Annotated in this window: 18 protein-coding genes and 4 pseudogenes; 9 read left to right on the top strand and 13 right to left on the bottom strand. The window is 64.6% G+C overall.

The features are described 5' to 3' along the window. Positions 1-57 precede the first annotated feature (57 nt). The 3 genes and pseudogenes from AAG816_RS02465 (at position 58) to AAG816_RS02455 (ending at position 1,865) form a co-directional block, all read left to right on the top strand. Complete coding sequence (locus tag AAG816_RS02465; protein WP_341987815.1) at positions 58-867, top strand: IclR family transcriptional regulator; 810 nt, start codon at positions 58-60, stop codon at positions 865-867. A gap of 99 nt (positions 868-966) precedes the next feature. Beyond that, a pseudogene (locus tag AAG816_RS02460) lies at positions 967-1,583 on the top strand (IS3 family transposase); the annotation flags it as partial. Between the two features lie 21 nt (positions 1,584-1,604). Next, on the top strand, positions 1,605-1,865 hold the full coding sequence (locus AAG816_RS02455) for a glutathione S-transferase C-terminal domain-containing protein (RefSeq protein ID WP_341987979.1): 261 nt from the start codon (positions 1,605-1,607) through the stop codon (positions 1,863-1,865). Between the two features lie 261 nt (positions 1,866-2,126). Here the strand turns inward: AAG816_RS02455 and AAG816_RS02450 are convergent, their stop codons facing one another. The 7 genes from AAG816_RS02450 to AAG816_RS02420 all read right to left on the bottom strand — a co-directional run bounded on the left by AAG816_RS02450 (position 2,127) and on the right by AAG816_RS02420 (position 9,782). Then, positions 2,127-3,479, bottom strand: a complete 1,353-nt coding sequence (locus tag AAG816_RS02450) for a ferric reductase-like transmembrane domain-containing protein (protein ID WP_341987978.1) — start codon at positions 3,477-3,479, stop codon at positions 2,127-2,129. Positions 3,480-3,652: 173 nt separating this feature from the next. After that, positions 3,653-4,609 carry an FAD:protein FMN transferase gene (locus AAG816_RS02445; protein WP_341987813.1) on the bottom strand — a complete coding sequence of 319 codons (957 nt, stop codon included), beginning with the start codon at positions 4,607-4,609 and terminating at the stop codon, positions 3,653-3,655. Then, complete coding sequence (locus AAG816_RS02440; protein ID WP_341987812.1) at positions 4,590-6,776, bottom strand: PepSY domain-containing protein; 2,187 nt, start codon at positions 6,774-6,776, stop codon at positions 4,590-4,592. Before AAG816_RS02440 ends, AAG816_RS02445 begins: the two co-directional genes overlap by 20 nt. Positions 6,777-6,796: 20 nt before the next feature. Continuing rightward, positions 6,797-7,267, bottom strand: coding sequence for a DUF2271 domain-containing protein (locus tag AAG816_RS02435; RefSeq protein ID WP_341987811.1), 471 nt, complete (start codon positions 7,265-7,267; stop codon positions 6,797-6,799). Between the two features lie 42 nt (positions 7,268-7,309). Continuing rightward, on the bottom strand, positions 7,310-7,672 hold the full coding sequence (locus tag AAG816_RS02430) for a hypothetical protein (RefSeq protein WP_341987810.1): 363 nt from the start codon (positions 7,670-7,672) through the stop codon (positions 7,310-7,312). A 92-nt stretch (positions 7,673-7,764) separates the two neighbouring features. After that, a complete protein-coding gene (locus AAG816_RS02425) occupies positions 7,765-9,072 on the bottom strand; it encodes a HAMP domain-containing sensor histidine kinase (protein ID WP_341987808.1) in 1,308 nt (435 codons plus the stop codon). A 38-nt stretch (positions 9,073-9,110) separates the two neighbouring features. Beyond that, positions 9,111-9,782, bottom strand: a complete 672-nt coding sequence (locus AAG816_RS02420) for a response regulator transcription factor (RefSeq protein ID WP_341987807.1) — start codon at positions 9,780-9,782, stop codon at positions 9,111-9,113. A gap of 144 nt (positions 9,783-9,926) precedes the next feature. Between AAG816_RS02420 and AAG816_RS02415 the strand changes: the two genes are divergently transcribed. Beyond that, entirely contained in the window at positions 9,927-10,223 is a 297-nt protein-coding gene (locus tag AAG816_RS02415; protein ID WP_341987806.1) for a PepSY domain-containing protein, read from the top strand. 75 nt (positions 10,224-10,298) lie between these two features. On the opposite strand, the gene AAG816_RS02410 is transcribed toward AAG816_RS02415, so the two are convergent. The 4 genes and pseudogenes from AAG816_RS02410 to AAG816_RS02395 form a co-directional block, all read right to left on the bottom strand. Further along, the gene (locus AAG816_RS02410; protein WP_341987975.1) at positions 10,299-10,601 is read right to left on the bottom strand and encodes a multicopper oxidase domain-containing protein; all 303 of its coding nucleotides are present in this window, start codon (positions 10,599-10,601) and stop codon (positions 10,299-10,301) included. A gap of 21 nt (positions 10,602-10,622) precedes the next feature. Then, positions 10,623-10,850, bottom strand: a complete 228-nt coding sequence (locus AAG816_RS02405; protein ID WP_341987805.1) for a hypothetical protein — start codon at positions 10,848-10,850, stop codon at positions 10,623-10,625. A 641-nt stretch (positions 10,851-11,491) separates the two neighbouring features. Beyond that, positions 11,492-12,031: pseudogene (locus AAG816_RS02400) on the bottom strand (efflux RND transporter permease subunit); the annotation flags it as partial. Positions 12,032-12,097: 66 nt separating this feature from the next. After that, a pseudogene (locus AAG816_RS02395) lies at positions 12,098-12,319 on the bottom strand (HlyD family secretion protein); the annotation flags it as partial. Between the two features lie 60 nt (positions 12,320-12,379). Between AAG816_RS02395 and AAG816_RS02390 the strand changes: the two are divergent. The 5 genes and pseudogenes from AAG816_RS02390 to AAG816_RS02370 form a co-directional block, all read left to right on the top strand. Continuing rightward, positions 12,380-13,069 (top strand): annotated as a pseudogene (locus tag AAG816_RS02390) (class II glutamine amidotransferase); the annotation flags it as partial. Positions 13,070-13,167: 98 nt separating this feature from the next. Beyond that, positions 13,168-13,458, top strand: coding sequence for a metalloregulator ArsR/SmtB family transcription factor (locus AAG816_RS02385; protein WP_341987804.1), 291 nt, complete (start codon positions 13,168-13,170; stop codon positions 13,456-13,458). Then, positions 13,455-14,519: a permease gene (locus tag AAG816_RS02380; protein WP_341987802.1), complete on the top strand. Its 1,065-nt coding sequence runs from the start codon at positions 13,455-13,457 to the stop codon at positions 14,517-14,519. The genes AAG816_RS02385 and AAG816_RS02380 overlap by 4 nt, the downstream gene beginning before the upstream one ends. A gap of 17 nt (positions 14,520-14,536) precedes the next feature. After that, on the top strand, positions 14,537-14,773 hold the full coding sequence (locus AAG816_RS02375; protein WP_341987801.1) for a thioredoxin family protein: 237 nt from the start codon (positions 14,537-14,539) through the stop codon (positions 14,771-14,773). Then, positions 14,773-15,186: an OsmC family protein gene (locus tag AAG816_RS02370; protein WP_341987972.1), complete on the top strand. Its 414-nt coding sequence runs from the start codon at positions 14,773-14,775 to the stop codon at positions 15,184-15,186. The genes AAG816_RS02375 and AAG816_RS02370 overlap by 1 nt, the downstream gene beginning before the upstream one ends. A gap of 262 nt (positions 15,187-15,448) precedes the next feature. Here the strand turns inward: AAG816_RS02370 and AAG816_RS02365 are convergent, their stop codons facing one another. Together AAG816_RS02365 and AAG816_RS02360 are read right to left on the bottom strand one after the other, a co-directional pair. Then, positions 15,449-15,790, bottom strand: coding sequence for a helix-turn-helix transcriptional regulator (locus AAG816_RS02365; protein WP_341987800.1), 342 nt, complete (start codon positions 15,788-15,790; stop codon positions 15,449-15,451). A 295-nt stretch (positions 15,791-16,085) separates the two neighbouring features. Further along, positions 16,086-16,997 carry a LysR family transcriptional regulator gene (locus tag AAG816_RS02360; RefSeq protein WP_341987798.1) on the bottom strand — a complete coding sequence of 304 codons (912 nt, stop codon included), beginning with the start codon at positions 16,995-16,997 and terminating at the stop codon, positions 16,086-16,088. Between the last annotated feature and the right edge of the window lie 36 nt (positions 16,998-17,033).

The raw sequence follows: 17,033 nt of genomic DNA, 5'->3' as shown, positions 1-17,033 counted from the left end.
TCTGCCCAAATTTTGTAGTGCCGTCATGTTCCGATGTCAAGCTTGCGAGGTATTCCCGTGACCAAGAGTGAGCCGCAGGACGAGGGCGATGTTGGAGCGCCTAATCACGTGCAAGGAGCGGCCTCGTTCTCGAAGTTCATGGCGGTGCTGCAAATCATTGCGGAGGCCCCCGGAACGCTGAACATCGCGCAGCTTACAAAGCGCGCGCCGTTTCCCCGGGGTACGATCTATCGCCTCGTTTCGGCGCTCATCGCGGAGGGGCTCGTCACGCAGGCAGGAGAGAATGGAACGTTTCGTCTGGGGCCACGTCTCCTCCAGTTTGCCGCGAAGACTTGGGAAGACTCCGACTTGCGGACGATCGCAAGGGATTTTCTGGTGTCGCTTCGCGACGCAACGGACGAGACCGTGCATCTTGCGGTGCCGAGCAACAACCGGATGGTCTACATAGACAAGTTGGTAGGCTCCAACAGGGTGCAGATGAAAACCAGTATTGGCGGCCAGGTCGAACTTCACTCCACGTCCGTAGGAAAGGCGTGGCTGTCCGGGCTGCCCGATCAACGGCTCCTGGACGTTCTCAAGGGCCTTGACCTGAGGCGCCACACCGCCAAGACGTTCACGACACCCGCAGCGCTGTTAGATGAATTGAAGCGGACGCGCGAGCAGGGATTCGCGTTCGACGACGAGGAAAACGAGCCGGACATCCGCTGTATCGGCAGCCCGATCTTCAATCGTTCTCGGGAGCCCATTGGGGCGGTAAGCATCAGTATGCCGGTGTACCGGCACGACGAGCGGCGCCACGAACTCTGCGGAAGGCTGGTGCGTGAAACGGCCCAAAAGATCAGCGCCGAATTGTCCAGGATGCTATAGCGCCGGGCGCGCCACCGCGTCCTGCGGCATCATTGAAGTGGTCCCGGAAATCCGGACAGGGAGTTAAGCTTGGTTCGGCCTTACGGAAGGACGAGCCCGATGTCCGGGAGGAGGAAGCGGTATTCAGCGGATTTCAAGGCGAAGGTGGCCCTGGAGGCGCTGCGCGGGGAGCAGGCGGTGGCACAACTGGCTGCGAAGCACGGCGTGCACCAGACGATGATCAACACCTGGAAGAAGAGGGCTATCGAAGGGATGGCTGCGGTGTTTTCCGGCAATGCGGAAGCCGCCGATGCCGCCCGCGAGAGCGAGATCGACCAGCTCCACGCCAAGATCGGCCAACTGGTGGTGGAACGGGATTTTTTGCGTCGGGCCTCCGGTCGTTGAGCGTGAGGCAGAGGCGCGAGATCATCGAGCCGGATCACCCTCGGTGACCGATCACGCGCCAGTGCGCCTTGGTCGGTATCAGCCGGTCGGCCTATTATGGGAGCCCGAGGGCCGAAAGCCCCGAGACGCTCGCCGTCATGCGGGCGATCGATGGCCAGTTCCTCGAAACGCCATGGTACGGCTCGCGGCAGATGGTCCGCCATTTACGCCGGCAGGGGCAGGAGGCGGGGCGCACGCGCGTGCGGCGCATTATGGCTTGTATGGGCCTTGTCGCCATTTATCAGCGGCCGAAGACGACGGAGCGGCACCCGCAGCACCGCGTCTTCCCCTATGCGAAAGACAATCCCGGAGCGATGCGTGCGTCTGCCGCTCGCGTACATGATGCGCTTGGCTGGATGGAGCAGGCGCTGTCGACCGCGCTTTATCTGGCGGGTGACGACATCACCGCAGCGGACATTGTCGCACTTCGGAACATCCAGATGCTGCGACGGGTCGCAGTGCGTCCGGAATCCATCGAGATGGCCCTGGGCCTCGAAGACCTGGGCGCGCCTCTGCCAGCGCTGGGCGCGTGGCTGTCGCGGATGGAGAAAATGCGGGGATACGACGCTGCTTAGCCGAGTATGAAACGCGCGCGTCACAACCGTTCGGGGGCCGGGCGGAGACCGGGCGCTTCTAAAAATAGGGCGCAGACCTAAGACACGCGTTTCAACACGCGCCCGAGTTTGAATATCGCTCGGCGGGCCGCGCCGGATAGTGATGGTCGCATCGTCCGTCTCCATAATCGACGGACTCTACCTAAATCTGGAGGAGGATCAGGGGCTCACGTCACTATCCCGGCTTGGCCCAACCGTCGACCGGCCCAAATGCCGGGGCTCTCAGCGCATATCGAAGAGTTCCTGATGGAACCTCAGCTCCACAGGGAAGCCTAGGGCGGCGAAATCCCGCTTTAGTGCCGTCCCGAAGCCGGCGGGACCGCAAAACCATATGCTGGCCTCCCGCCAATTCGGCACGGCGCCCCGGATGCGCGCGCCGGTCAACCGGCCGTCGCGTGCACTGATCAGCACGTGCAGGCGTACGTTGGCGAACCTCGCTTCTTCCGCGAGCTTGGCGAGCGCCCCCTCGTCCACATCGCTGGTGGTGTGGAACAGGTCGACACTTTGCCCTTCGGGCCAGTCGGGCATCTGGCCGCGCACAGCCATGTGTTTCATGCGCGCGATGAACGGCGTGATGCCGATGCCGCCGCCGACCCAAATCTGGTTGCGGCAGTCGTCGTCGAAGGTGAAACAGCCATAGGGTCCCTCGACCCGTATCTCCTGCCCCACCTTGAGGCTCTCCCTGAGGCGGCGGGTATGGTCGCCCAGTTCCTTGGTCACGAAGGTGATCCGTGGATGATCGGGATGCCAGCCCGAAGCAATGGTGTAGGCATGCGCACCTTCCGAGGCATCGGACAAGGCAAAGGCAAACTGGCCAGCCCGATGTCCCGGCCAGCGAGCAGGCATATCGATGGTGGTTTCGAGCGCCTTCACGCCCGGAAAATAGTTCAACTCGACAATGCGCCCATTTACCTGCCGCGCGGTGCCGACCCGCCTCAGGAGCACAACCCCGGCAGCGAAGGTACCGCCAGCGAGCAGCAGTGCCACCATGGCGCCGAGCGGCGTGACCCAATCCGCGAAATTCAGAAGCACCATCGTGTGGAACACCAGCACCAGATATACGACCGCCAGCAACCGATGGGTCTTGTAGAACCAGTGGTAGGGAAACGCGCGGATCAGTGCCAGGGCGATCAGCGCAACTGCGCCGTAGAATGCCCACTCGCCAATACCTTCGGCGGTGCCCCGCAGGCTTGAAAGGAAGGATTCAACCGGGTTCGCGATGGGCAGGCGAGCGCCGCGGTCCGGGCGCTCCAGAAGCCCCCAACCAACCGCCCACTTCGGCCCCTGTGCCCACAGCCAATGTACGACCGAGACGATGAGGGCGGTGATGCCCAGCCATTTGTGCAGGCGATACATCTTATCGAGCCCGCCCATCCAACGCTCGGGCCAGCGAGGACGCAATGCCAGCATCATCGCCACGCTCATAACGGCCATGGCGAGGACGCCGCTATATTGCACGGCCGACGCCCGTACCGCGAAGACGTTCCTCCCCTCGACCGCACCGGGCTCGGCCGCGATCCAAAGCGCGGACATCAGGGCGAGGATGCCGAGCAGGGCCAGTTTTATGTGTCGCATGTCTTTGCTTTTCTTTCGCGCCGCGACGTGCCGCGATTGACCACCACCGAGCGACTCCCACGACATCACACCCGAACTCGGCTCCTGGCGCATTGAGGGGCCTCAAAGCGCTCGACCTGACTGCTCGAACCTAAGTGGCCCAATCGGCCCGTTCATGGAGAGCGGCGAGCCGGTCAATGCCAAGTTGCCTCCACCTCCCCGTCAGTCCTCACGAACAATGCCGAGAGGCGGAGACGGCGGGCGAGTGCCGGACCATCCTTCGCCCCACGCACCAGCAGAGCCGTGGCCCAGGCATCCGCCGCCATACAGGTCTCAGCGAGCACTGTGACGGCGGCGAGGTCGCTCTCCAATGGCGCGCCCCGAAACGGGTCCATGGTGTGGGAGAGCATCCGTCCCCCCACCTCCATCCGATGGCGATAGCTGCCGGAGGTAGCGACAGCAGCGCCGGACAACTCCAGCACTCCGAGGATCTCGCGCTCTCCCGGGACGGGCTTTTCGTGGGCAACGGTCCACGGGCTGCCATCGGGCTTCATGCCCTCGGCCCGCATCTCGCCGTCTATGCCCACAAGCCAGGAGGACATTCCAGCCTCAGTCATCACCCGCGCCAGTTCGTCGACGCCGTAGCCCTTGGCGATGCCGGAGAGATCAAGCCGCCGCGGTGCCAGACGGCGCGCACGCTGGCCCGTGTGATCAAGCTGGAGCGTCTTCGGCGGTTCGAACAAGGAGCGGCCGGCGAGCGCAGCGATGCCTTCGCCATCCGGCACGCGCGACCCGCCGCCGAAGCCCCAGGCCTTGACCAGATCGCCCACGCCGATATCGAACGCCCCCGCCGACAGGCGGCCAATCTCCAGGGCCGCGGCGAGCACATGCGTCAGGTCTCGGGGGACCTTCACCCAGGCGCCCACGGGAGCGGAGTTGAGCCGCTCCAGATCCGAGTCTGGCAGCCAGGTGGACATCTGTTGCTCAACGCGATCCACAGCCCCCTGAAGGCGGCGGGTCAGTGTCGCCTCGTCCACATTACCGCCGGCGTAGAACAGCGCCGACCATCGTGAACCCATGCCGGGGCCGCTCAACGCCTGACGGCGGAGCACCACCGAGCTACGGGCGGGATCAGTAGACGTCTTCGACATAGCGTCCTGCGGATTTGAGGGTGGCAAGGTCAAGGCCGAGCGGCCGAACGACCGTGTCGAGCGCGAGGGTCACGGCCTGCGCCATGTCCCGGCCCCCGCACACCAGGATCTGCCCGCCCTGCCGGATCAGTTCACGCAAGCGGGGCGCGTCCGCCGCGATGCGGTCCTGGACATAGGATCCGCCCTCCGGGCCGCGAGAAAAGGCGGTGTTCAGGGAGGTCAGGCGCCGTTCGGCGAGGTGCTGGGCCAGTTCATGCTCGTACAGGAAATCCGAAGCCGCGCTGCGGCCGCCCCAGTAGAGATGGACCGGACGGCCGGTGTCGTTGGCGCGCACGAAGCCGGCGAGCGGGCCGATGCCGGCGCCCGCGCCGATGAGGATGAGCGGCTCCCTGCCTTCAGCCGGGCGGAACGCCGGGTTCTCTCGGACGAATGCATTAATCTGGTCGCCCGGCTCAAGAGCATGCAGGAAGGTCGAACAGAGGCCGCCCTCGCGCAGCCGCACGCAGATCTCAAGCTCGCCGTCGCACACCGAAGATGCCAGCGAATAGAACCTGGGCATCGGATCGCCCGGCGGCAGGATTCCGACGAGGTCTCCCGCTTCAAACGACGGCAGGCGGCCCGGCTTGGTGCCGGTCCCGGGTGCTCGGAAGCGCAAGACCGCAACCGGCGCGCCGACCGCAATGCCGTAATCCTCGCGCTCGGCGAGTTCAAGCGTCACCGTCTTCGGCCGTTCGGCAACATGCGTGAGCACCAATTCATGGCCGAGCAAGGCGCCGAGGTCCTGTCCCCATTGGGCGAATTCCTGCGCCGAGCGGCGATCGATCCGCTTCATCGGCAGGAGCCTTGGCCAGCCCTTCGCCTCGAGCGCCGCTGAAACCATTTCGGCGAAGCGGCAAAACTGCGGGAAGTTCCGGTCACCAAACCCAAGAACCGCCACCGGAACCGGCCTTTTCATCGTCGCCAGGCGCGTGAGGAACTTCGATGCCGAAACCGGCGCGGTGCCATCGCCATGGGTCGCCGTCAGGATCAGCAGACGCTCAGCACTCGCGTGGACCGGCGCAAGATCGTTCATCGCAGCGGCGTGAACGCGGTGGCCGGCTGCCGTCAGAGCGGCATGCAGCGTCGCGGCAAAGCCCCAGGTCGAATTGCCCTCGCTGCCCACAAGGATGACGGTGTCGGCTGCGCGGGCGGAGGCATTCATGGCGATGCGCGGCCGCGCGGCGCGGCGGCGCCACCACAGCACGATCCCGGTCACGCCGAGCACCGGCACGGCCAGGGACGAGAGGCCGAGCCACAGACCGAGCACCCAGGCGCCCCGGCCGGTATGGAGCATGCGGATCAGCTCCTGAAGGCGGTCGAGCGCCGTGATCGGCGTGAAGGCCAACTGAGTGCCCGTCGCCATGTCAATCCGGGCCTCTCCCGCCGACGTCCGCAGGCCGTACGTATCCATGCGGTCCCCGGGCGCCGGGAAGGTCAGCTCACGCAAATCCGCCACATCGACGGACTTGAGTGCCACGAGAGTCCCCACGGGCGCGGGCGCCCCGCCGCTCGCCACCACCGCCGGTGCCACGACCTCGCTCTCGGGGATGAAGCCGAAGGTGCTTGCCGACATCCACATGCCGGTCAGGGACGACACCACAAGTCCGGCGGCAGCGAGACGGCCGATCGCCCCATGCCAGCGCTGCGCGGAGGTCCCGCGGATCGGACGGAGCAGCGCTCGCCATCCTCCCATACGACGGGCAAGCATCATCATGCCCGATACCGTCAACACCAGCATGGCAAGCGCACCGATGCCCGCGGCCGCACGGCCCGCATCACCCGCCAGGAACGAACGGTGCAGGTTGGTCATGAAACGGGAGGCTGCTGAAATCCGATAGGGCCCCAACCCCGCCCCGTTGGCCGGGTCAATCCGTTCAACGCCATTCACGTCACCGTCGCTGAAGGCGACGGTGATCGATCCGTCCGCGCGCTTGCGGATGGTGTCGATGCCCTGGTGACGGGCCGCGACCGCCTCGGCAAGCGTCGCGACGCTGGTGCCGAGCGCTATCTCCGGCGATGAGAGGCGGGCGAGCATCGGCTCCACGGAGAGCATGGCCCCGGTGAGGGTGACGACAGCGAGGCCGAGCGCGAGCATGATGCCCGGCAGCGAATGAAGACGGCGAAGCATGATGAGGCGTTCCGATTGGGTCAGAAGGTGACCGAGAAGGATTTGACGTAGCCTTTGCCGGGAGCCGCCTTGCCGGAGACGGAGGTGTCGAGCGGAGCGACCACCTCCGAGGGATTGTCCATGCCGTCCTCGACCGCAGTGTCGACGTGAACCTGGTAACCCGCGTTGATCATGGCATCAGCAATGTCGAGGCTGATCTTCAACGTCTTGCCCGAACCAATGCTGGCGCCGGTGATGCCGTCGATCTCGGTCGGCCGCCCCCCGGAGGCGCGCTGCCAGTCCGACAGGTGGCGATAGTATTTCGCCATGCCGCCCGCCATCCAGAGCGTGCCCTTATACTTGCCGGCGGCGTCTGTAACGTAGAGGACGACATAAGCGCCATTGCCCCCGTATGTCTTGAGTGCCGTCTCGAAGGTAACTTGCCGTGCCTCGGCAAATGTCGGCGCGATAAAGGCAGCGGTTGCGGCCAGGGCAGGCAGGACGAACTTCATCGGGTGCTCCTTGATTTTGGGATGATCAGATACGGCGGTCCGTCATTGAATCTCGACCTTCGGACGAGTCTTGCCGTTGAACAGGCCGTTGTCGGGCACCGAGGCCTTGGGATCAGACGGGCCGTTCTGTGGGATTGGGCCGGGACGAGCGCCCTCGCCGTCATCGTCGTCTTCCTCATCGTCATCGTCATGGCGAGAGCGGCCGCGGTGCTCGCCGCCCCGGTCCCGGCCATGGGACTCTTCGGCCATGCGGATCGAATTGCCCGGGGCATCGGTGGTCGCCATGCCGTCGCGCCGGTCCCGTTGGTGGCCGTTCAAGAGGTCGAAGTCGGCCGCCGCCAGCGCAATGCCGATACCTGCGGTGGAGAGGAGGAGGCCTGCTCCGATCAGGGTTCGCGTCTTCATGGGATGTCCCTCGGCTGGTGTTGACCGGGGCATCCTCGTGTTCGCGCCTGACGGCCACCTGAAGCCGATGCGGATTTACGTTCAGCTTCCCGTCAGGCTCGTGGCGGCGCCGTGAAACGTACAGTGGCACGGAAGCCGTCGATGTCGTCCGGGATTGGCGACGCAAGCTGGAGCGAGAGTCCGGCGCCACGGCAAATGGCAGCCGCAATCGCAAGGCCAAGGCCGGAGCCCTCCGACCGCGTCGGACCGCGCTCGAACGGGCGGATCAGACGCTGGAGCAAGTCGGCCGGCACGACCGCGCCATGGTTCGAGACTTCGAAGCGGTCCGCGCCAAGGTATACGCGGACGGGGGTATCAGGCGTGCCGTGCTTGAGCGCGTTCTCGATCAGATTGCGCGCCAAGATCGCGAAGGCGTCCGGGTCGAGATCCGAGAGCGGGCCTCCATCCGGTAGGATCAAGACAACGAGAGCGTCGCCGCCATCGGACTGCCGCTCGATCTCCCCGATCACGTGTCGCAACACGGGACCGAGCGGCGCTGGGGTTTCCGCGAGAAGCCCTCCCCCTTCCGCCTTGGCGAGCTGGAGGAGTTTTTCGGAGAGGCGCGCGAGACGCCGCAAGGCGGTCACCACGGAGCGAGCCCGCTCAACGCCTGAGCCCTCCGGTAGCTCGGCCACGAGGCGCTGCGCCTGGGCCAGCGCCGCGGCAATCGGCGTTCGCAATTCGTGGGCGCTGTTGGCGGTGAAGCCGCGCTCGGCTTCGAGTGTTCCGCGCAATCGCTCGATCAAGGCGTTGACCGACTCCGCGACCGGCGCCATCTCGTCCGGCAGCCCTTCCCCGGCAACCGGCGCGAGATTGCCACGCCCCCGCGCTTCGATCGCGCGGCGGAAGGCAACCACAGGCTTCAACGACAGCCGAACCGAGAGCCAGACCCCGAGGAGCGCGATCGGCACCAGCGCAACGAGCGGCCAGATCAGGGCCGCCACAGCGTGACGGAGCGCCGCCCCACGATGCGCGAGCTCCTCTGCCGTAGTCACCAGCACGGTGCCCTGAACGGCGGCCTCAGTATAGGTTCGCAACCGCTCCGTCGTGTGGAAGCCTGGTGAGAGGCCGCGTGGGATCTTCATCAGGTCGGCATCACTCGACTGAAGCAGCTCACGCCCCTCGGCATCGCGGACCACATAGGTGATATATTCCCGGTGGGGACCGATCCGCGCCATGTGCTGGGTGGTACTTGCGCCCCCATCGCGCGAGAGCAGCTCGGCATAGGCGAGCGGCAGCACGCGCTGCGCCACCTCTTGCAGGGCACTGTCGAACAGTTCGTCGATCGCGTGGCGCAGCACCAGCCCGGCCACCGCGACAGCGGCAAGCCACAAGGCCGCGACGCCGACGGCCAGCCACAAGGCGAGGCGCCGGCGCAGGCTCCATCGACGAGAGTTCCTCACTGGCCGCCACCTGGCGCACCAAGACGATAACCCATACCCCGCACCGTCTCGAACACATCCGCCCCCAGCTTCTTGCGCAGGCGTGCGATATAGACCTCAATGGTATTGCTCTCGATCTCGGCATCAAAGGAATAGAGCCGCTCCTCAAGCTGCGGCTTCGACATCAATTGATGGGGACGCTGTACGAAAACCTCGAACAGAGACCATTCACGGGCGGTCAGCGGGACGATCTTGCCGCCGCGCCGAACGGAGCGGGCGGCAAGATCAATCTCGAGCCCGCCGATGACGACGAGCGGATTGGGATTGCCGCAATAGCGCCGGCCCACGGCGCGAATGCGGGCAGAGAGTTCGAAGAGATCGAAGGGTTTCACCAGATAGTCGTCAGCCCCGGTATCGAGAGCCGCAATGCGGTCGGTGATCTGATCTCGCGCCGTAAGGACGATCACCGGTGTTGCATTGCCGGTCGCTCGCTGCCCTTTCAGGAAGTCGAGGCCGCGCCCATCCGGCAGCATCAAGTCGAGCAGGACGAGTTCAAAGGCGGCGGCACGCATCGCCTCCGTGGCCTCGTCGAGTCGCTTCACCCAGTCGACGGAATGCCCGTCGGCGACAATTTGATCCCGAACGGCCATGCCAAGGACCGGATCGTCTTCAACCAACAGGATGCGCATATGTCGCCTCGGAATGTGTCATGCGAATTTAGCGCGCCGGATCGACGAATGGAGGCGATAATTGATGACGACGTTCAGGTGGGCGTCAGTTCGGCATGCTTGAGTTGGTTCGCGGACTGCCTGAGCGGGAGAGGAAGAGGGATTGTGAAATTCAAATGCGTGGCGGCGATCCTGTTCCTTTCCCCTTGCCTCGGCATCGTGCCGGCGGCAGCGGATCAGGTCTGCAATGTCCCCCTGACCGATTGGCAACCACGCCAAGTCCTCCAGAAGAAGCTGGAAACCGAAGGCTGGACCGTGCTCTCGATCCGCTCCGACGACGGCTGTTACAAGGTGAAAGCGACGAAGGCGGGCGGAGATCACCTCAAGGCAAAGTACGATCCCGCAAGCCTCGAACGCATACAACCAATGTCCCAAGAAGAAGACGACGATAGACACCACTGATCGAACTGATGGCTGCCGGCCTTGCTTCGATTGGCGTGTAACCAGGACGAAGGCTTTCAGTCACTGCCACCGACATCAAACCACCTTCACCACCGCCATCATCCCAGTCGCCATATGATAGAGGTGATGGCAGTGCAGGAACCACTCCCCCTTCGGACCTGCATCGAATGCGATCGTCACAGGCATGTGCGGCGGCACCATCACCGTGTCGCGCAATGCCCCGATGACGCGGCGGCCGCCGACGCCCACCACCTGGAAGTGATGGCCGTGAAGGTGCATGGGGTGGCTCATGCCGGTGGGGTTCATGAAGGTCTTCTCCACCCGCTCGCCCTGCTTCACGCTGAAAGGCACGTCCTCTCCGTGAACGCGGCCATTGATGGTCCATCGGCAGCCCTGCCCCTAGCCCAGCACGATGGCAAAAGCCCTGTCGGGTGTGCGTACGGCGAGCGGATGCCGCGCGGAAAGTCGCCCCTCGAAGGTGAGGTCCAGGAAGCCCTGCGGCTGATCCGCCGCCTCGGTGAGGCGGGCGATGGAACGTCCTGCGGTCGCCAGCACAAGGCCGGTCCGCCGGGTTGAGGCCTCCACCTGCGCCAGAACCGGAAAGGCACCGTCCTCTCCCGGGGACATCCACCAGGAGGTCCATGCGCTGGCCCTGGGCCAGGGGGAAAGCGTCCGCCTCCAACGGCGCGCAGGGCGTGTCGTCCACGGCGATGCACCGCGGTTTCAGGCCCGGCACGGTGATGAAGGAGGCGGTAGCCGTGCCGCCGTTGATGATACGCAGCCGCACCCGGCCGCCTTTCTCCACCTGCACCACGTCCGGATCTGTGAGGGTGCGTCGATTGGCGAGGAAGGCATCGTAGGCGACATCATTGGCATGGACCATCATGCCGGCACCTTGCATGGCGCCGCCCATGGCACCCACTGTGCCCATGCCATGTCCCGAATGGTCAATGCCCGGCATCGCCATTCCCGGCATGCCCTTCATTTGCGAGGTCACGCCCGCATTGCCATGGCCGTCATGTGCATTCGCGCCGCCAAGCCCGGCGAGGATCTCCTCGGGGCTACGGAAGGAGAAATCGTGCAGCATCATCACCACGTCCTGAACATCGCCCGCATCGGCCTCGCGAGTGACGAGGGGAGCGGCGAGCAATTGCTGCTCGCTCAAGATGTGGGCATGCATCCAATGGGCGCCAGGGGTGAGGAGAAAGTCCACCTGGGCGGTGCTGCCGATAGCCAGCTCTCCGCCATCGGGGCGGGCACGATCCTGATCCTGCGGGGCGAAGAGCCACCACCGCGCCGATGAGGGCCAGCGGCACGCTGCCCATGATGACGCAGGCGAACAGCCCCGAACGGTATCGGCTGTAGAGGATGGCGAAGACCAGCAGAAGCGACACCGCCGACAGCCCGCCAATGGTGCGCATGGCGTCCTCCTGCGCCGCGAACGTGCCTTCGAGGCTGATGGAGACGCCCGGTGGCAGGGCGGCCGCCGCAATGACCTGACGCATGTCGGCGACGATCGCCGCCATGTCGCGCCCGCCTGAAGTGTTCGCGAGCACGACAATGCGGCGGCGGCCGCCCTCACGCAGGATCTGGTTCGGCCCGTCCGTCTCCTTCACCTCCGCCACATCGGAGAGTGGCACCCAGCCGGAGGGCGTCTCGATCAGGAGAGCGGCGAGACCCTCGGCGGTGCGCTTGGCATCGGGCATTCGGATGACCAGCTCAAAGCGTCGCGTGCCGTCGACGAGATTCGACACGACACGCCCGTTGGAGAGGCGCTCCAGGGTGTCGGTTATCTGCGCGGGCTGCACCGCGCGGCCGTCGGAAAGGCGGCCTTCGGCTCCTCCACGCCCGGTGTCGGGCGAGAAGCTCAGAGCCTCCACCCACAGCCGGTCGGGATCGACGATGCGGAACACCACCGTGTTCGCGTCCGCCATCTGCCCGGCCACCGCATCAGCGGTGGCGATGACGTCGGAAACGGGCGCGCGCAGCGCCTCGGGCTCGCGCTGCACCCGCTCCAGATTGACGCGGCGGGTCTGAAGCCCCTTCAGCTCGATCTCGGTTTCCTCCACCTCGCGCCGGGTGACGGCGTTCTGCATGGCCGAGAGACGCGCGTAGCACCGCCTACGTCAATTCGTGATGGATAGGGAGTTGCATATTACGAAGGCGGAGATGTGCGCCTGACCAAGGGCGCAGAACCTGTTGGCGAAAGTGATTGGCTGCGGTTCATCACCCAGCACGACATCCGAAGCTCGATCGGCATGTCGCATATCCGCAAGGCGACGATGGGTGAACGCGTCTATCGGAACGCGCAGCCCTTCGCCCGCGAACTGGCGGGGAGGATGCATACCTTCGCCCATACTGGTTGGTTGCCCGAAATACGAGAAAGGCTTCCCCTCCGGCCAGACGGGTTCACGCCGATCGGGGAAACGGATTCCGAACACGCATTTTGTGAGCTTCTCCAACGGCTGCGAGACGTCTGGCGACAACCCGGCGTCGTTCCGCCGCTGGCGCTCCGACTTCCCGCCATTTCGGCATTCGCGGCTGAGCTTCGGCGGCTCGGCCCGGCCAACTTCCTGTATTCGGGTGGCGACATACTGTTCGCCCACGGGGACCGCAGGAAGCACCTTCAGCCGGGAAAGGTCGAACCGCCCGGTCTGGTCTTCCTTCAGCGGCGATGCCGTGGGGGCGAAGCCGACTTCCAAACCGCGGGTGTATCGATCAAAGCAGCGGCCCAGGACATCATCCTCGTCGCCAGCGTGCCACTCACGCCCGAAGCCTGGACGGACATTGGGCAGGGCGAGATCATTGCGATTTGCAACGGGGGCATAATCTCGACCTCCATTTGATCCATCGCAACGCCCTCGCGGCCAAATTCGCAGAGCGTCTCCGTCTGAATGCGCCTTCACGCATATGCGCATTGAGTTATGGATCAATGATGCACCCGATGGTTCATTTCCTGTCGGCCCTTGCCGAGCCCACCCGGTTGGCGGCAGTTCAAATTCTGTGGGATGGCCGAGAACACTGCGTCTGCGAGCTGATGCGCCTGCTCGGGTCCACGCAGTCGCGCATGTCCCGCCACATGAATGCGCTGAAGCAGGCAGGCATCGTCACTGATCGTCGCGACGCTCAATGGGTGCGATACCGGCGTAACCCCGACCTTCCCAAAGAGATGGCGGCCGTCATTGACGCCGTCCTGAACAATGTAAACGCTTCGGCAAACAGGAAAGCGGCATGACGGACGGAATATCACTGGCCGATCACAAGCACCCGCAAACGCCGTCACCGCTTCGATGGGGGATCTCGACAGTCGCTGCGGTGGCGCTCTGGTTCGCCGTCTACGGCCAACTCGCCGCCTTTTCCGAATGGGTGGTGTCCTGGCTTCCCATTGCTACGGGAAGCCATCTGGCCGAGGCCGCGCAATTCTTCATCTACGATACGCCCAAAGTGCTGATGCTGCTGACGCTGGTGGTGTTCGCCATGGGTGTCGTGCGCAGTTTCTTCTCGGCGGAGCGAACCCGTGCCCTGCTCGCCGGCAAGCGCGAGGGTCTGGGCAATATCGCCGCCGCCGGCCTCGGTGTCCTGACGCCATTCTGCTCCTGTTCGGCGGTGCCGCTTTTTGTCGGCTTCGTTTCGGCGGGCGTACCGCTTGGGGTGACCTTTTCCTTCCTGATCGCCGCGCCGATGGTCAATGAGGTGGCGCTGGGGCTGCTGTTCGCCCTGCTCGGCTGGAAGGTGGCGCTCACCTATCTGGGCTTGGGACTGGCCATCGCCATCATTGCCGGCTGGACCATCGGGCGTCTGCACCTGGAAGGCTGGCTGGAAGAGTGGGTGCGCAACGTGCGGACGGAAACCCTTGAACTGCCGGTGGATGACATGGCGCTGGTCGACCGCATCAAGGCGGGACTGGAGGCGGTGCGCGATATCGTCGGCAAGGTGTGGATCTGGATCATCGCCGGCATCGCCATGGGCGCCCTCATCCATGGCTATGCGCCGGCGGAACTCCTTGCCTCCATCATGGGACGCGATGCGTGGTGGTCGGTGCCCGCGGCCGTGATCATCGGCATTCCCATGTATTCCAATGCGGCGGGCATCATCCCCGTGGTCGAGGCCCTTCTCGCCAAGGGGGCCGCCCTCGGCACCGTCCTCGCCTTCATGATGAGCGTGATCGCCCTGTCGCTGCCGGAGATGATCATTCTGCGGAAGGTGTTGAGCCTCAAGCTGATCATGGTCTTCGTCGGCGTCGTCGCCACAGGAATCCTGGCGGTCGGCTTCATCTTCAACGCACTATTCACCTGAACCCAAGGACCTGGATCATGAAGGACGTCAAAGTGCTTGGGCCGGGCTGCAAGCGCTGCCAGGCCACTGAGGACATGGTCAAGGCGGAAGCGGCGCGGCTCGGCCTGAAGGTTCAGGTCGAGAAAGTCACCGACTATGCCGCCATCGCCGGCTATGGGGTTATGTCTACCCCCGGCATCGTCATCGACGGCAAGGTTGTCCATGCGGGCGGCCTGCCGAAGTCCGCGGATGTGGCCAAATGGCTAGCGGCGTGATGCTCACATACGATGTCGAGGCCCGGCGCATGGATGCACACGGCGCCGTCGCGACCACCAAGGATGCGGAGATCATTCTCGATACCGATCTCGCCGGGCGGCCGGATGCGTTCAATCCGGCCGAACTGCTGCTGGCCGCCGTCGCCGCCTGCATGATCAAGGGGATCGAGCGGGTGGCGCCGATGCTGAAGTTCGACTTTCTCGGCGTCGAGGTGAAACTCCACGGCGTCCGGCAGGACAGCCCGCCGAAGATGATCTCCATCGACTATGAGATCATCGTCGACACAGACGAGGACGATCACCGCCTCGATCTGCTGCACACCAACGTTCGCAAGTTCGGCACGATCTCGAATACCGTCGCGCAGGCGACAAAGCTGGAAGGGGTCATCCGGCGCAGGTCTCCGATGCCATGATCCACACCCAAAACCAGGGACTGAGTTGCCCCAGGATTTATCCAACGGTGAGTTCGTTCTGGTGGTTGGATCTGCCCTTGTCCGCCGGATGGGCGGCAGGATCCGGCGCGTAACTTATGGCCTGTCGCAGCTGATGTGAGCCCAGCAAACCGGATCGTCCGGAGCTAGAATTTTCCGCGCTCGCGGACATCGCACCGGACGGTGATCCCATCAGTTTCACCCCGGGGCGACATAGACAAAGCATTCATCAGCACCTGTCGACCTAGAAATCATTGTCGAGCACCTTCCGGCCACCAGCCTTGGCACGGCCCTTCACCTTCGCCAGTGTCAGGCCCTCCTCGTCGCGGAGCGGATCAGCAACACGCCCCAGTTGATCGGCCATCCCCATTGCCCAAAGTAGCGCGGCATATACCACGATTCCCGTGGACGGCTTACCGCGTTCGGCATCGCCGATCACATGGCGCTCGACGCCGATCTTGGCCGCGACCTGGGCAATCGAGAGATTGCGCCGCAGCCGCGCAGTACGGATATTCGCACCAAGGGTCTTGAGCGCTAGCTCGACCTCATAAGGCGGTGCGGCAAGTAAGAGGTTACGGGCGGCCATGGCGTTTCAAGATTCCGTAGTTGCCATAATATGCACCTTGAAACGCCTAACATCGAAGCCGTAGCAATTCGAGAATTGGAGCCTCAAGGCGCCGAAATCGCAGCTTTTGGACTCTCAAGGCGCCACGTCTAAGGGGAACACGCTGGCCCGCCTGGCCGTGTGGTGTTTGCCGCGGTGCAATACACGATGAGAGCCGCTTGACCGATATGGCGCCTTCACCACCGATCACCTCCCCTCTGCGCCAACTTCAGACATTCGAAGCGTGCCGGAACCTGACATTCGCTTCCCTCTGGGTTCACGCGGCCCCTGTGTCCGGCGCGGTCTCCCGCACGAAGTCCAGAAAGGCGCGAACCTTTGCCGGCGGCAGGTGACGCGAGGGGTGGTAGGCGTAGAGCGGATAAAGCTCCTCCGACCACTCCGGCAGGACCTGGACGAGGTCGCCCCCTGACAGAAGAGGCCCAAGACCCACGGCGAGGCTCTGGAAGATCCCCTGGCCAGTCACGCAGGCGGAGATTGCGACCGAGGGATCGTCCAGCACAAGGCGGCTCGGGACCTTGACCTCGACCAGCTCGCCGTTGCGGTGAAACTCCCAGGGAAACGGCAGGCCGGTCTGCGGATTGCGGAACAGCAGCGCCTCGTGATGGACAAGGTCATGCGGCGAGTGTGGTTCCCCGTGCCGCTCCAGATAGGCGGGTGCGGCTACCGTCACAACGCGTGTGTCCAGCAGCTTTCGGCCGATGAGGGATGACACATCCGGCGGACCGAAGCGCACCGCCACGTCGAAGCCCGCCATCATCTCCTCGCGATAGTTGCTGGTGGAGACATCCACCGACAGCAACGGATGGCGTTGCAGGAACTGCTGCAACTTTGGAGCAAGCACCATTCGCGCAAACCACGGGTCCACCGACACGCGCAGCCGCCCGCGTACCGCCGCCGCCGCGCCGGCAGCCTCGGACGCGGCCTCGTCGAGGCCGGCGAGCAACGGCATCACCTGCGCATGGAAACGCCGCCCCTCTTCGGTCAGGCTGACCTCGCGCGGATTGCGGTCGAACAATCGCACCCCGACCCGCACCTCCAGCCGCGCGACGGCCCGGCTCACCCCCGAAGGCGTGAGGCCGAGCATCTCGCCGGCACGCGCAAAATTGCCCGCGTCGGTGACGGCGGCCATGACGCCCACGCCGGTCAAAAGTCGCGTGTCGAACACCATGCCGACGCACTCCACCTCGATCCAACAGTGAATTTG

The sequence above is a fragment of the Azorhizobium sp. AG788 genome (assembly GCF_943371865.1).
Classification (GTDB): Bacteria; Pseudomonadota; Alphaproteobacteria; order Rhizobiales; family Xanthobacteraceae; genus Azorhizobium.
This window is presented reverse-complemented; position numbering and strand designations above follow the sequence as displayed.